Origin of the sequence: Lactobacillus intestinalis, assembly GCF_024397795.1 — a bacterium.
Lineage (GTDB): Bacteria > Bacillota > Bacilli > Lactobacillales > Lactobacillaceae > Lactobacillus > Lactobacillus intestinalis.
Genome location: NZ_CP072985.1, coordinates 110,489 through 127,262, shown reverse-complemented (window position 1 = coordinate 127,262; position 16,774 = coordinate 110,489). Strand labels below are relative to the sequence as shown.

10 protein-coding genes and 1 other annotated feature are annotated in these 16,774 nt (G+C 30.7%); of the genes, 5 read left to right on the top strand and 5 right to left on the bottom strand.

Going from position 1 to position 16,774, the window contains the following annotated elements:
* Window positions 1-107: 107 nt before the first annotated feature.
* The 4 genes from KBW87_RS08655 to KBW87_RS08640 all read right to left on the bottom strand — a co-directional run bounded on the left by KBW87_RS08655 (window position 108) and on the right by KBW87_RS08640 (window position 7,911).
* Window positions 108-1,958: a hypothetical protein gene (locus KBW87_RS08655; RefSeq protein ID WP_057808745.1), complete on the bottom strand. Its 1,851-nt coding sequence runs from the start codon at window positions 1,956-1,958 to the stop codon at window positions 108-110.
* Window positions 1,942-5,355 (bottom strand): hypothetical protein, encoded by a 3,414-nt coding sequence (locus KBW87_RS08650; RefSeq protein ID WP_057808743.1) that lies wholly within the window; start codon window positions 5,353-5,355, stop codon window positions 1,942-1,944. The genes KBW87_RS08655 and KBW87_RS08650 overlap by 17 nt, the downstream gene beginning before the upstream one ends.
* Before the next feature lie 664 nt (window positions 5,356-6,019).
* Window positions 6,020-6,460, bottom strand: coding sequence for a hypothetical protein (locus KBW87_RS08645; RefSeq protein ID WP_057808741.1), 441 nt, complete (start codon window positions 6,458-6,460; stop codon window positions 6,020-6,022).
* A 194-nt stretch (window positions 6,461-6,654) separates the two neighbouring features.
* Complete coding sequence (locus KBW87_RS08640) at window positions 6,655-7,911, bottom strand: replication initiation protein (protein WP_057808739.1); 1,257 nt, start codon at window positions 7,909-7,911, stop codon at window positions 6,655-6,657.
* A gap of 1,400 nt (window positions 7,912-9,311) precedes the next feature.
* On the opposite strand from KBW87_RS08640, the gene KBW87_RS08635 reads away from it, so the two are divergent.
* From KBW87_RS08635 to KBW87_RS08620, 4 genes are all read left to right on the top strand, one after another.
* Window positions 9,312-10,088, top strand: coding sequence for a ParA family protein (locus KBW87_RS08635; protein WP_057808736.1), 777 nt, complete (start codon window positions 9,312-9,314; stop codon window positions 10,086-10,088).
* Complete coding sequence (locus KBW87_RS08630) at window positions 10,081-10,443, top strand: hypothetical protein (RefSeq protein WP_057808734.1); 363 nt, start codon at window positions 10,081-10,083, stop codon at window positions 10,441-10,443. Before KBW87_RS08635 ends, KBW87_RS08630 begins: the two co-directional genes overlap by 8 nt.
* 204 nt (window positions 10,444-10,647) lie before the next feature.
* On the top strand, window positions 10,648-12,717 hold the full coding sequence (locus tag KBW87_RS08625) for a hypothetical protein (protein WP_057808733.1): 2,070 nt from the start codon (window positions 10,648-10,650) through the stop codon (window positions 12,715-12,717).
* A gap of 256 nt (window positions 12,718-12,973) precedes the next feature.
* Window positions 12,974-13,213, top strand: a binding site (T-box leader).
* Between the two features lie 68 nt (window positions 13,214-13,281).
* Window positions 13,282-14,907 carry a peptide ABC transporter substrate-binding protein gene (locus KBW87_RS08620; RefSeq protein ID WP_057808730.1) on the top strand — a complete coding sequence of 542 codons (1,626 nt, stop codon included), beginning with the start codon at window positions 13,282-13,284 and terminating at the stop codon, window positions 14,905-14,907.
* 103 nt (window positions 14,908-15,010) lie between these two features.
* Here the strand turns inward: KBW87_RS08620 and KBW87_RS08615 are convergent, their stop codons facing one another.
* Window positions 15,011-15,766 carry an IclR family transcriptional regulator gene (locus KBW87_RS08615; RefSeq protein ID WP_057808728.1) on the bottom strand — a complete coding sequence of 252 codons (756 nt, stop codon included), beginning with the start codon at window positions 15,764-15,766 and terminating at the stop codon, window positions 15,011-15,013.
* 154 nt (window positions 15,767-15,920) lie between these two features.
* Here KBW87_RS08615 and kduD point away from each other — a divergent pair, with 154 nt between their 5' ends.
* Entirely contained in the window at window positions 15,921-16,748 is an 828-nt protein-coding gene (gene kduD, locus KBW87_RS08610) for a 2-dehydro-3-deoxy-D-gluconate 5-dehydrogenase KduD (RefSeq protein WP_057808726.1), read from the top strand.
* Window positions 16,749-16,774: the final 26 nt, after the last annotated feature.

Below are 16,774 nucleotides of genomic sequence, written 5' to 3'. Positions count from 1 at the left end.
TACTAAGTATCTCACAATTTTTATAAGTCAATTAAAAAATAATAGATTATATAAAATAATATATTATTTATATTATATATATCTTAGGTATTAATGATATAACTGATCTACCTAATATTAGATAAATAATATTCGTTAAGCAATTTGATCGGATATGGCAAAACCGTATATTGCTTGAATCTAACCCAGGTCATACTCATTGACTTTAGAAGTGGTTCAATATTGGTAAAAGTATTAGTTGCTTGGATTGAATTGATGGGGTGTATCTCCCTAACTACAGATGCACGTGGTAAAGTTTTATTCATACCTTTACCTATTTCACCTACATTGTAATAAATACTTTGATTTTTTATATAATAATTTATATTCACCATTCCACTCAAATACTTTTCTAAATCAGCTTCCCCTCTTCCAACCTTTTTTCCTTCTTTTAGCGCTTCATAATAATTCTTGTTAGGGATAGTCCGTAAGCCCGTAGCCTTTACTTCAAAAAATGTTCCATTTTTATGATCTTTAATAATACATTCAACAGCGTTTATATTGCCGGAAACTAAACCAAATTTTCTATAAGGATCTATATCTTTAAAAGGATGTAGTTCTCTTATTTCAAAAGTATCTCTGTGGGAAATATATTGAAGAGTTGCTTCCTGATCAGGATAATATTTATAAAAAGAAAAGTTTGATAAATCCACCATCTTTTCCCATCCTAAAGTTGAATGAGTATTTAGCATTTCTTTTATCACTAATTCTTTTACAGCATTTAAAAGTAAAACTGGAACTTCCTTACCCTTTAAATTTTCTACGGCTAAATGCTGTACTATATCACCTTTATATTTTAAATACTGATCTTCTTTTTTATTGCGATCGTACCAATCAATATCATGAATTAATACTAAAGTAGGAACACTTTGATTCTGCATTTTGTTTGAAAAAGGCTTTACTTTCAAAGGCTTCCCCGCTTTAATTGCTGGAAATATTTGGGTAGTATCACTAAATATTTTCAGCAATTCTTCTACTTTTTTATCATCTTCAGTCATATTTTTAATATAGATTATCTTATCTTTAAAAACATCTCGAATAGATGCTTCAAGTTCTTTCCTATGAGCAGGTTGTCCCATAGGATCCTTCAAAGTTTCTACTGCAATTGTTTTAAAAGCTAACTTAGAAAGATATTCAGAAAACTTTTCATTCATTTTATTTAAAATCAAATACTCTATACCAACGATACTCGATTCCAACTTTGAAATAGTGGTATTGAATCTCCAGAATTTAGTCAGACTACCTTTACCATTTTTTACTAAAGGATGTTGCAAATATAAATCATCATTTTCTCCTTTTTGATAACACCCCGAAATTTGGCTAATAGAGTTGTGTTTAACGTCAATTTTGTAACGTGCACTCTTCCCTAATCCTCCTTTAGAAAATTTAGACAAGTCACCCCTTCTATCTTTATGTGTCTTAAATGCAGCAATTTTAGTAAATTGCCGAGAATGTACTTGTAAATTAAGTTCTTTACTAAATTCTACTTCATTAAGAGTAAGTTGTTTTTGGGCTGTTAACGATGAATTAATATAAAGTCTACCAAGAATATTGCTACCTTTTACAATATTAAAGCTGCTCAATAAGCAAAGTAAAATATTTAAAATAGTATCTGTCTCTAAAATATTAAAATCTACCTTTTGTAATTGAGAAAACTGTGCGCCCATTTTCTCTAGCTTGGCTCTCAATTCATATATATCAATAGAATTATTTACATCAGTTAAAAGATATATCCAAATTCCTTCTTTTGATTTTTTATAACTGACGGCCAAAATCTGAGGATTTTCCTGTGCCAATCGATTGAGTAAACTTTTAGGTATAAATTTCATCGTACAATTTAGCTGAAATAAAATATAATCTTTATTCAATTTTTTATAATTAATAATTGGTTTTTCGATCTGATTAATTGTTATTTCCATAAGTTAATTCTCCCAAATCCTGAATCAAATCATTATTTAGAGTTCCATCATTATCAAACAAAGCTGGATAAATATAAACTCCGTCGGATTTAATTTTATCTAAAATTCGAACTGGTTTATATTCCATATCACTTTCAAATTGATACAAATTTACAATTACTACTGCTTCTCCTTCAGATACACCTAAACGTTCTTTTTCTTTTTTTATAACTTGTTGATTAAGATTTTTCTTGCTCATACTATATTTATTCGAATTATAGTTTTTCACATCCACATATAAAATAGAATTTTGTATATTGAGAAAGCCATCATATAATTCAAATTCTGACTTAGCCAAATCTTTCATAGAATGAAAATTCCAAGAATAATGGCGTGCTATAATTTCAAAAATCTTTTCACTAATAGCAGCCTTATATAAATTATTGAAAGCTAATGGAGCTAGAAGCAATTTCCCTTTTTTAGAAAAATCCAAATCATATCCTTCGCGTTGAAGTTCCTTTTTAATCCAGGGATTTTTGTCAAAAATCTTATTCAAATATGATAATTCTTTTTTTAAATTAAATTCATGATATTTAAGTAAGGGATTATCTTCATAATGGGCTTTATAACTTTTCAATTTTTGATTAGCTTTTTCTTCAGTTGAAGCAATAAAGGCAAGTTGATATTCTTGATCTTTAAAACAATAAAAGTAATTTTTGATTTGATGCTCGTTTTGATAATAAAAACCATACAGCGTATTATCTAAATTAGAAGGAATTTGACTAGAATCTTGAATTATTGGATGTTTTCCTATAAATTCTCTCAACAATATCCATTCACATTGTTTTCCAATACCCAATGTACGTAAATTATTTGCCAAATCTTGAAGAAATATCCCTTTTTTATTAATTAAATCTATCATTGCTTGTTCTTCGGGTGAAGTAAATAATTGTTGATAAGCATCTTCTAACAAAGGAAGATGCTTATTTAGGATTTTCTCCATAATGACATTGGTTCTCTTTGAAGCTAAATACTTATAATCTAAACGTTCCGTCATTGAATAATCTAAATTAATGAGAACTTGATCCGCTTTTCGACCATTTCTACATAAACGTCCCATTGCTTGTTCAACATTAACAGTAGAAGCTATTTTCATAGGAATTAAATTCCAAAAGGGTACTCCTTTATGATTAAAAAATGTCCGAATTCGCTTTTTAATATCATCTTGATTTAAATCAGTTAAATTTGAATAGTGTAACATATATTGTTCATATATAAATTTAATGTCATCATCTACAGAATTTTGCGTATTATTTTGAGAAACTACAGCTAAATGAGATGGTTGTTCTTCATAGATTCCAGTCACATCTACTTGAGACGTATCACTATGTTCATCATTTTTTTGATAATACCTACCATATTTTTCTTCTAACTTATCACTTAACTTGTAACTTAAATTTATTCCTCTACTGAAAGCCTCTCTATTAGTAAACAAAATTTTAAACTGTCCGGCTCCCCATTCTTCCTTTATGTTTTTTATATTCTCTTTATTTTGAGCATTTATAAACTCAAAATCTGAACTCTTAGTAGAAAATCCTAATCGAGTTAAAGCTGCCAATAACCACTTTTTGTCATTCATATCAGGATCATTATTTTCATCAGTTAATTGTACGTTAGTAAAGATAACGTAAGAATTACAATAAGGATGTTTTTGATAATTTTGATAAAAAGCTATTGTTGTTAATAGCCACTTTAGTTGCCGAGTAAAATTAAAAGAAACGTTTTGAGCGAGATCATCATCACTTTTATCTGCAGCATTTATAAAATTCATATCGGGATTGATGCCAATACGTTCATAGTCAGAAATATGAGAAGTGGGAAATTCCATTAATAATTCTCTCGCTGCTTCTAAAGATAATTCCAGATTAAGCTCTTGTTTTAAAGTATTAATCATAACTTGAGCTAAAGTTCCATGAGCTGTTATCAACGATTTCCCTATTTCATTAATATTCCAGTTTGCCTTTTCTTCTAACTTCTTATTTCGTATTTTATTTTCATTATCTAATACAGCTTCGAGCTTAGAAGACAAGCTTACATTATGTTTAACATTATTTTTTACCCAATTTAAATCAAAGTTGGAAATCGGTGAAGGATTATCTCCCGTAGCTGATAAAAGAATGGTCCTAGTATGATTAGCAATTTGAACTAATACTTTTTCTGGAAAATTATTTTGTAAATAAAGATAGACATGCACATTTTCATCTTTTTCATTAGATATAATATTGAAAACATTAATTCCTTCTGCGTACAAAGTAGTATCTTTAGCAAAATTGTTTCTAATATTTGGAATTGTTCTATTTGGTATATCATCTAGAAAGTTTTCAATAAAATAGTCGGCTAAAAATTCATTTTGCGTTGGAAGAAGAACATTATTTAATTGACGAACTAATTCTGATTCAAAATCATCTGTATGAATACTAGTTGCCTTGTATACAGCTTTAGTAATGGAATACATATTCCTAGTAAAGAACTTCAATAATCTTTCTAATTTTTGAACTATAGTAGTCAAGCGATATTCTTTCTTTTCTAAATACTGAGCCCTATTATTTTTAAGTACATTTAAATTTGCCTTTTTATCATACTCCCACACTAAATATTGCTTGTTTCCATTAAAAAGATAATTTTGTTGACCGCAATTAAAAATAAAACGATTAATTTCGTTTTCCTTTACTTCACTAGAAATTCGTAAGCCACTTTCAAGATGATATTGATCATACACTTCTTTAAATTTTTTATACATATTTTTAAAACGATCTTGATTTTTACGTCCTCTTTCATCTACCACATTTTGGACGAAGTTAGAAGGCTGATTGATTGAAGGTGTTAAATTCATATATACACGCTTGAATAAAGTTATAACATCTTCTCTACGACTAGAAGATTCATCTTGATCTACTAATATATCTAGCATTATTTTCTTTTCTTCATCAGACTCATCAATGAAAGTGGTTACTTTTTTATTATCAAAATTAATATTCCAAAAATACATTCTATTTCCTAAAATCGGATTGTATTTTCTAATAAATTTATGCATAGTTAAAACAATAACCTGATATTGATGAATATTTGAGTCAGGAAACATTTTAAAACTCCAAGGAGCAATTTCTCTTCGAAAGTCTAATTTATCTTGAAGAGTACTTAAATTTTTATCTTGTTTACTTGCGATCTGATTTAAGTCTTTTCTTAGAGCATACTTTAATTTAAAAAAATCATTTGACGACTTCGTATTAAATACATATTTTGGAATTAAACTCTCTAAAACTTCTATGGTTGACGTTAACTGAGGATTTAAACCTTCTTTCCATTTATTCAGTACCTCAAATTTGCTTCGAAATATATTATTAAAGTCATTGTTCAAGAGAGAATCAAAGTAATGACCGATTGCATCATGATCACTTTCTAAAAGTAGAATCTTATCTTTATTGAGAGGATCTCGGCCACATAGTTCATTATATATTTCATTTCGATTTTCTTTATTATTAGTTACAACAAAGAATATCTCATTACCATTTGCGTTAATTTGTTTACATACAGTATTTTCAATTGCATAAGTTTTTCCAGTTCCTGTACTTTGAGTGATAGTTGCTAAAAAAGACTTTCTATCCTTATTGTTTTTAAAAATCCAATCAAGACATTTCTCCGTCCCATTCTTTACATTTATCTATTATGTTTTTCTCCTTAAACTACTGATTATTTTCTCTATTAAATAAACGTGATATTATAAATATGATATATATTAATCATTTGTTCAATATTAAATATATTTTTTATAATACTACTCATTTTGAAAGATTAAGCTTCAATTTTTACTTCTTTAGGCTTACACTTATAATTATAAAAAATAAGGTTCTATATTCTTTGTTTTTATAATTATTATAGTCTTAGTATAAGACGCAATTGCTATTATAACAACACTTATATAAAGAAATCTACATATTATTTATAGTTATATATTTATATAAAAAATCTCGAACCCCTATATATAAGGTTTTCGAGATTTTTCTATCAATTTTTAAAACTGCTTATTTTTCCAAATCTTTCTGGATTGCTTTCATCTTGTCAATATCCATTTGATCAATTTGCGTTTTCATATCTTGCCAAGATTTAGACAAAGTTTTATCTTTTTTAGCTAATATTCTTTCTTGCAATTGAATCAATTTTTTCAAATTATCATAGTTTTGAATCAGTTGATCTACTTGAACCTTCATCATGTTAAAATCAGGACCAATATCTTCAGCATTGCTGCTAACTTGCAAAATTGCTTTTATTTGAGGTTGGCAATATGACGCAAGAGCTGTATTAATTTCATTAAATTCTTGTGCAGCTTTATGATTTAAAGTCAGAAGATCTTTTTGTTCTTGAACTTCGACTAGATCTTCCATAGCTTTATTTTTGTAATACAAATCTGTTGCAAAACTAAAAATAGCTTTTTCATTACTTAGAAATTTTTCTTTATTGTCCATAAAATATCCCTCCTAATAATCAGATTTTCCCTTTTAAAAATAGATCATTTAGCTTAAGAAAGCAATTTATACGCCTTTTAGTTTTACAGTATAACTAATATTAGAAATATATCAAATTTATCCAATATTAATAAAATATATAATATTAGAAATATAAAAAGCATAGCTAATATTAACTATGCTTTTTATATTATTTATTCATTACTCTCATCATCAAAAAACGACATGGTTTCAACACCTGATTGACTAAAATCAAGTGTAACATTACTATCGGTCGTTGCTTGTAAATCTTTAGTTTGACTTTCCAAACGCTTCAAACGTTCTTTAGCCTCTTCTTGATCCTTTTCACGATCTTTTTCAGTTTTAGCAAATCCCATCTCTAGCAAAGCTAAATCTTCTTTATCCTCTTGAGTTAAAAAACCTTTTTCTCCAACTTGTTTATACACATCAATTAACTGACCAAACTGGACATGTTTGTATTGACTAAGTGATTTTAAATCACTTCTGTGGAAAACTGTTCGCTTTTTTCGATTATGAAGTTTATTAGGAAGGAAATATGAGCGCATATGACCGTCTTTATACTCTTTTAGTGATGTATCTAGGGTAAAGCCGAAAAACCTGTCTAGGGCCCTAAATTTCTCTTTCTCGGTTAAAAATGGATTTGACTTAATGTAATAGACTGAATTTGTATCCTCAATACTGGAATCATAATAAATATCTTGTTGATTTTTTTGTTCAGGAACCCAAGTAAATATATACGATTCTAACTTTCGACCACGAACTCCTTTACGATAATTCTTAGTGATTTTAAAATTTTGAAAATTAGCACTCAATTCCTCTTTACAGATCGTCAAAACGCGCCGATCGATGTCTGTGGGACGATAAGATTTAGGAATTTGCAGACGTTTACGAAATTCATCGATGGTGTATTCTTTTTTCCCTGTTGTACGCCACTGTTTCAATAATCTAAAAAGTTTTCTTGAATAGTTGGAATGCAAGCGTACATATTGCGTAATCGAAAATCGAGTCCAATGTTCTAAATGATTAAATAAATACAAAAAACTATTGCTTACTTCTACACTAGTTTCAAGGGTATCAGTGTCTACAATCGATTTTTGAAAAATATTTTCTCTAGTTTTAGTAATATGGCCAGTTTTTTTATCGATATCCTCTTTGGATAGCTGAATAGTCAGCAATTTACTAAAAGTATCGTCAACGTTTTTTGCAATTTGTTTATTAGAAATATGACTATTGTAGCCCACTTCTCGCTTTATTTGCTCTGGCGACAGAGTAATTAAATTATTGCCCTGATCTTTCACTTGGGCAGCAATAAGCCAAAAAATATTGCTATTAATTTCTGGCAAACTATCGATAGGTTCAAATATGGGATCATCGTTAAAACGATTGTCAATCTTAATTATTTTCTGAATAGGTCTCTTTTTAGCTGGCATCTTTTACCGCCCTTTTTTATAACGACACAAAGAATGTGTCACGTCGTTGTTTTGATTAAAAACACTATAAATCAATTAAGACCATGCTTCAAGGGCTTTTGGTAAATTTTCTCCATGATGTGACACCCTTATTTAAAATTTATTCCATGGCCTGACACCCTTATTATTAAATCCCATTACACCACCTCTCCCGAAGATGTCACTCTTATTTAATAAGCTCCACGAAATGACACTCTTATTCAAAATTAGTCTATTTATCTCCATAACATGACACCCTTATTCAAAAGAATGACTTTTACGCTCCATGAGCTGACACCCTTATTTATTCAAAAAATATATGTTTCACAATAAATCAGTGAAAATATTTAATTTTTTATATAAAAATTTCAAAATATCCTCCATGATGTGTCACTCTTATTAACTCCACCAGATGTCACTCTTATTATTTCTACTAAAGTCACCTCGCAAAATATAGGGCTTATTAATAATAAATGCAATATCAAGCCACTATATGTAGTGGTTCCATAAAATGTCACTCTTATTAACCAAACTTAAATAAATCTAAATATTTCAACAATGAAAGCGAATTTATTATACTTTTATAATTTTTATATTTAGTTCCACGATAATTTGTCCAAAAATAATTTCACAAAGTCTGTGGATAACTTTTCTCCATAAAGCGTCACCCTTATTTTTTGAGGGTACTTTTCCACTCCACGTCGCGTCGTTTATAACTCCACGTGGCGTCGTTTAATAATTCCACATCACGTCACCCTTATTAAAACTAACTTCAAACCTTGGTATTACTAGGAGAAAGCGTATTTTCACTCATTTTTAAGCTCCACGCTACGTCACCCTTATTTTTTTATTTAAAAAATCCTCCTCAGCCCTTGATACAACTGTAATAAAAGCACATTTCGGTTTAATTTATGCTCCACGTCGCGTCGTTTTTCAAACGCGGAATCGCCCATCACTACTGGGCTTAGAGATTCGCTAAAGGGTAATATAAAGGGTATATATAAAGGGTATATATAAAGGGTATAAAGGACTTTAAAAAAATAAAAAAACTAAGACGCTTACGCGTAAAAATTGAAAATTAATAGTGAAATTTTAAAATCGACTTAGTTAAAATGTTTTATTTATTACTAAACACAATTTTAATATTTATTTTTCTGTGCCAATTTTTCTTGGGAGAATTATTTTTAGGAAAATATATACTCTTGTTGAAATACATAATTAGATACATTTAACATATTAATAGTTTTTATTATGTATTAGATATTACATATATTTAGTAAATACAAAACATATAAAGTATTTTTAGTATCTTATATTTAATAGAAATTAATGATATCATTATTATAGTAGAAATTATTAATATTATATAACGAGGAATGCTTATGAAAGTCATTACTGTAACTAATCAAAAGGGTGGGACTGGTAAGACTACCACGTCTCTTTTTCTAAAAGATGCTCTAATTGAAAAAGGAAAAAAAGTACTATTGATCGATCTTGATCAACAAGCAGATGCCAGTTATGGGACAGGTGTAGAATATGATCCTAGTCAAACAACTTACGAATTGTTAACACAAGATTTAAATCTTGACGATATTTTAGTACATGTTAATGATCAACTTGATTTAGCACCTGCTGGCAATCAAATGGCCAAACTTGATGTAACATTAACCCAAGACCATATGTTAGATGCTCAATTTATTTTGTCAGATAAGTTAGAGGACTACAAAAACAATTATGATTATGTCATTATTGATACTCCACCAGCTTTAAGTATGGCTGTAATGAATGCTTTAACTGCTTCAGATACAGTAGTAGTGCCAACTCAAGCTGATTTGTTTTCATTAAAAGGATTAGGTGATTTGGGTTCCACTGTGGCAGCCATTAAACGGAGAAGTAATCCAAAATTAACAATTGCTGGTATTTTAATAGGACGCTACAATTCACGAACCATCTTCAGTAAAGCAATGACCACTGCACTTACCGAAGCAGCTCAATCGCTTCAAACTCATGTCTTTGAAACTAAAATTCGAGAAGCAATTTCTGTAAAAGAATCACAGAATGCTTTTCAGTCTATTTTTGAATATGATCCAAAGAGTAAAGTTACCCATGATATTAGCAATTTTGTTGATGAGTTATTAGGAGAGCTAGAAAATGAGTAAAAATATTAATATTAAACAACCAAAATCAGTTCAACGTGCGGCACAAGAAATGAATCCTGCAGATGCTTTAGTTGATACTATTAGTCGTGGTAGATCTGAAAGAAAATCAAGAAGTTCTGAAATCGATCATCGGAAAAAGCCTACTGAAGAATTACGTTCAGAAAAGCGTGTTCTATCAGTTACCAAACAAATTGATAGTGACTTAAGAATTATGGCTGCGTACTATGGCGATAGTATTAATGAAGTAGTTAATAAAGCTATTCTAGATCTAATTAAGAAAACCGATCGAAAAGAAGAATTTCAGAATGTATTGAAATTCTTAGAAAAATCTAACAAATCCAAATGGAATATATAAAATATTTATCATATTAAAAACATTATATATATTTGATATATTTTAAATATGCAATGAATAGAAGACGATATGTCTTCTATTTTTTATATTCTAGATATACCCTATATATGAACCATATATTAAAATTTGATGGAACTTTGATATAATAGGGTAAGTTTTTATAAATAAAAAATAATGTTTTGCATGAAAAAAGGAGGTATTCCTATGCAAAAGAAAAAACTAAAAAAATTATTGCACACTCGTAAAGGACTTCAATATGAAGAAAAAACAGATTATGAAGTTGATGACCGACTGCAACTAAATTATGTAAGTATTAATCAAATAAAGTCAGATGGGATGACGACTAGTTTTAATAAGATTAGAAGGGAGAATACGAAAAATGTTCTCAATAAATATAATCATCCCGATTCTCAGCACATTCGTTTAAAGCCTTACTATGATTCTGGAATTTGGCTACATTGGCTTGGAGTGCTGAGTGACTTAACGCTGCCCAATACTACCAACAATTTAAATGGGGAACTTTTGTTAGATAAATTAACTACGGGAGATAACAAAGAACTCTTAGATTATCATGTATGGCTTAATTTGAAAAATGTTAAGTACATCAAATCTCAAAATCAAAAACTAGGTATTGGCGATATTGTTCAAGGATTTAGTAAGATTAAACGCTATAATGGCAATAAATATGGTCTTGATACTACTGTTATTGAAAAAGCTGGGATTTTTAAGGGAGTGGACAAGCCAGATATCTTGGTAAGCAATTATGATCGTCAAGATGATTGGGTAATTGAAATTGAAAATTCCACTTCTAGTATGCGTGCATGGGAAAATTATCAAGAAAGCCAAGATAAGACAGATCTTGAAAAAGAACCAGGTCATGTGGAAGTAAGATATCAACCGAGCCGCTATAAGAAATATCGTGATCGTTTACAAGAAACTGAACGAGAAACTTCTGAAGAGGTTTTGCCTCTAATTAATGAAAAGGAAACGGAATATCATGCAGAAGTAGAGAAAGTTTATATTTCTCATAACAATAAAATTAATCAGCCACGCAATCAACCTAAACTTCAATTGAAACGAATTACTAATCCTCATGGGCGCTTAATTATGCCAATTGTCGATTTGCCTTATATCGATGAAGCTAAAAAAATGGGAGAAGTAGAGCCTGAAGATATTGTGGTTTTCCAAAGTAAAGCCAATGATGTGATGCCTAATAGTTTTGGTTATATGAATAACTTCCGAGTTGTAACTAAACCTCCTAAGCATTCCTATATTGAATTACCCGAAAATCCAAATACTTTTTTGGGATATATTATGTGGATTCACCCTGATGAAAATCGTATTCCTGAATTAGTTTTGAATTATCAAACTTGGGCAATTTCTCATGGAATTCATGTTGATAAAATAAAGAATCAACTAGCTAGTTTAGCGCCGGTGCGGCCGATTACAGAATCGGAACTTGCTGAAAAATTAGGAATTTCAACTGCTAGAATTGAAAATGCTGTTCAACAAGGTGTTGTGAAGACCTATGAATCTAATGGAGTTAGGATGTATGATGCTAATGCTTGGCAAACTTTTATAGATTTGTTGTCTGCCCAAGATCTACGTTCTGTAGAAGCTGTTAAGGAAAAATATATTCTTTATAGTACGGATGATATTGCTCATTTAGTTGATAGACCATTGGATGAAGTGCGTGATAAAATTCGTAAAAGTAACTATGATCCTTTAAATGGATGGCATTATAAGATTAATCTGTATGGGCCAAACGTTTATAAGATGTTTAAATCTCGGATTGTAGCTAAAAATTTAGTTCCTCCACGACAAAGAATAAAGATTCAGAAGGAAATCCCACGTGATGAAAATTATGTTAAGAAGTTTGCTCCAGAGCTTACTTCTAAACCCGAAACCAAGCCAGTTTCACCTAACTTACCAGTACCACAAATAGTTCCTAAGCAAGAGACACAAGGAGTTCCTGTTTCTATTAAGACTAAAGCTCAAAGAAAAGAAAAAGCAGCTGCTCCTGAAGCTAAAAAACTTCAGAATGTACCAGCAGTCATTGAAAATAAAGCAGATACTATTTCTATTCAAGTTGAAACCTTTGATGCTAGATATGTAAATACTGAATTTAAGAATATGTCTGAAGCAAGTCACTATATTGAATCAACGGCGGCACAAAAGTGGACGAATCATTTTCTTCATGTTAAAAATTGTGAAACAGGTAAGTTAGAAATGATTTCAACTAAAGCAGTAATTAATGTGAAAGCAATAGAATGATATCTCTAATCTATGCAATATAATAAATATTTCTAATATTATTTAAAAACCGAGTTTTCAGTAGACTCGTTTTTTAACTTTATATTACATATTTTATAGATATTTAAAACATATGATATACTATTGATATTTAATATGGATTAAATATGTATCAAAAGCTTGATTTATCAATGGTTCTCCACTAGCAAAAAATATTTTTTAAAAAATTGTTGACTTTTAAATTTAAGAGCGTAGTATATTGAGCAACAAGAATTAATCAATAGCTTTGATAAGGAAAAGTAAGTTAAGCCTAAATTTTCAGAGAATTCCTGGGTGGTGAAAAGGGATAATGATGGTTTTGCTGAAAATCACCTTTGAGCAGAATTTACGATATTTAGTAAGTTCAGGGTCCGCCCTTTATAGCGGCGACGTATCGCTCACTTTGTGGGCCGCACGTGCATGAGGCTGAACTTTTTTCAGCGAAAAATAGGTGGTACAGCGCAAAAGCGCCCTATTAGATCAATTCGATCTAGTGGGGTGCTTTTTTCTTACCTAAAGCTAAGGGGATTTAAGAGGAGAAGAATTATGAAAGTAAGAAATTTATTGTTGTCGGCAAGTGCGGTATTAGCTACATTTACTCTCAGTGCGTGTGGAAAGAATAGTTCTTCCGCGTCTAAAGAAAATCAAACTTTACATTTGATGCAAACTGGTGAAATTATGTCGCTAGATACTGCCAATCAAGCTAATATTAGTCAATGGAATGTACTCGAAAATTCTATGGAAGGACTTTATCGTGCTAATAAAGCTGGAAATCCTGCACCAGCTTTAGCTACCGAAGTTGTCAAACCCACTAATCATGGCAAACGCTATACATTTAATTTAAGAAAGGATGCTAAATGGTCAAATGGCGATCCTGTTACAGCTCAAGATTTTGTTGCATCTTGGAGAAGACAAACGAGTCCTAGTGCGCAGTCAGGGTATTCATATATTTTTACAGGTGTGAAGAATGCTAACAAGGTAAACGAAGGTAAGCTTCCAGTTAATAAATTAGGAGTTAAAGCTTTAAATAAACATACCTTACAAGTAGATTTAGAATATCCGATGCCATATTTTACTCGGATGATGGTTATGCCTGCCTTCTTCCCCCAAAGTCAAGCTGCTCTTAAAAAATTTGGTAATAAATATGGTACTTCCTCCGATAAAATGTATTATGATGGTGCTTTTAAAGTAAGAGGATGGACGGGAAGTAATTTATCATGGAGTTTAGAAAAGAATGATAATTACTTTGACAGCAAAAATGTAAAACTTAAAAAGATGACGATGCAAGTGGTTAAAGATGCTAATACTGCGCATCAATTGTTCCAGCAAGGTGACTTAGATGATGCAACTATCACGGGGACTACTGCTCAAGGTTTACAAAAGAATAAAAACTTAATGCATTTAGATCGTGCTGGCGTGTATTACTTACAACTTAATCAAGCTAAAGGACATCCACTATCTAATTCTAACTTACGAAAAGCTGTTTCATTAGTTTTGGACAAAGATCATTTGGCTGAGAAAGTTTTATCAAATGGATCTAAGGCCGCACATACTTTTGTCGCTCCTAAATTAGCTAAAGATCCGACTACTGGTAAAGATTTCGCCACTGAAATGAAGCCCCAAGAAACTTATAACGTTAAAAAAGCCCAAGAATTATGGGCAAAAGGTTTGAAAGAAACTGGCAAAAAATCCGTCAATCTAACATATTATACTGATGATCAAACTATCAATAAAAATGTGGGACAGTTTGTCCAATCTCAATTAGAAAACAAACTCAAAGGAGCTAATGTTGAAGTTCATTCAGTTCCTGATAAAAATGCTCAAAGTAATGTTGCCAAAGGAAACTTTGATATGCATTATGCATTATGGTTAGCCGATTATGCAGATCCAATGAGTGATTTTGATGTTATGCAAACCAATAACTCTCAAAACTATGGAAAATATAGTAGTAAAGCTTACGATAGCTATGTTGATCATGCCAAAAGTCAGGATGCCGCCAGGCAACAAAATTATTGGAAGAATATGCGCAGTGCTCAAGGTCAATTGAGTAAAGATAATGCGGTCTTACCTCTTTATAACATGACAGAAAGTCACTTGGTTAAATCAAACCTCAAAGGTGTGTTATGGCATCCGGTGGGAGAAGTAGATTATACACATGCATATTTTGAATGATATTATTAATATCTATAATTTGTACAATATTAATTAAATAGAATATATTTCATAAATAAAAAGTCTACAGCTAGTTTACACAAATGGCTGTAGACTTTTTATTTTAAAAATGCGCTAAAATTTTCTTTTGTGTTTCCATACCTAACTCAATCCATTTATTGACTTTATCATTATCAACTCTAAAGACTGGGGCACTGATGCTAAATGCACCAAAAATATGATCATTTTTTATAAGAGGGAAGCCAATGCAATAAATTCCATCTTGATTCTCAATATTATCAACTGCATATCCTTGTTGTTTGATCTGAGTAAGTTCCTTTAATAAATCTTCGCGATTGGTAAAAGTGCTTTTGGTTAAAGGAGTTAGAGCGGTTTGATCAAGATAATGATTAAGTTGTTCTTCCGAGTAAGTCGAAAGCAGGGCTTTACCCATTGCTGAAGAATACATATTCATTGAACCGCCGAGTTCTAGATCAAAGCGAATACTATTAGAGCTTTTGGCTCGGTTCAATAAAATGATTTGATTATTTTCTAAAATTCCCAAGTTGACAGCTTCGGTAGTTTTGTCGCGTAGTTCATTTAGAAATGGCATTGCTATATTTGAAATATCGAAGCTTTTTGTAGTTTTATCTCCATATTTAATAAAAATTGAACCTAAATAGTATTGTTTTTCAGTACCAACGGAACGTACAAAACCACAATATTCTAAAGTCTGCAAAATTTTCAAAACTGTTGGTTTGGAAATTTCTACACCAGTACTAATTTCTTTTAAAGTAGGAGCAGTTTCTAAATTGGAAATAAAATCTAAAATTTTCTTAGCTTTTAATAAAACCGTGCCATATAAACGTTTTTCTGTCATTCTTCTCACCTTTCAATATCTATTATACTCAAAAACTATATAAAAACATTAAAAATTACTTGTAAATGTTTTTGAAAAGGCTTACACTATGTGTGTAAAAAAGAAATTGTATTTCTAAATAAGAAATATAAAGATTATGTAGGAGGAAAAGAAAATGTCAGAAATTCATGAATCAGAAGAAGAAATTAGACAGCACGAAGAAGAATTAAAGAACAACTTTAGCATGGATAAATTTAGCTTGAAAGGTAAAGTTGCAGTTATCACTGGTGGTAACACCGGACTTGGGCAAGGCTACGCAATTGCGATGGCTAAAGCTGGTGCAGATATCTTTATTCCAACTTATGGTAAACAGGAATGGGACAATACCCGAGACTTAATTGAAAGTGTTGGACGAAAAGTTGAATTTATGGACGTTGACTTAACTAAACCTGGTGTTCCTCATGAGGTTATTGAAGAAGCTGTTAAGAAGATGGGGCACATTGATATTTTAGTTAACAATGCGGGTATGATTAAACGTAATCCACTTCTTGAATCCAAAGATGAAGACTGGGATCGAGTAATTGCCATTAACTTAAGTGCTGTTTATCATATGTCCCTTGAAGCATGTAAGGTTTTTGCTAAACAAAATTACGGTAAGATTATTAACATTGGTTCAATGCTTTCCTTCCAAGGTGGAAAATTTATTCCTTCATACACTGCTTCAAAGCACGGTGTTGCTGGACTTACTAAAGCCTTTGCGTCTGAAATGGGTGCTTATAATGTGACTGTTAATGCAATTGCACCAGGTTATATTAAAACTGAAAATACTGCTCCAATTCGTGCAGATAAGGCTCGTAATGATGAAATTTTAGGTAGAATTCCAATGGGTCACTGGGCTGATCCATATGAATTAATGGGACCTGCAGTCTTCTTGGCAAGTGATGCTTCAGCATATATCAACGGAGCTATTTTATCAGTTGACGGAGGTTACTTAGTTCGTTAGCTTAAGAGAATTTATTCTCTAGAGGA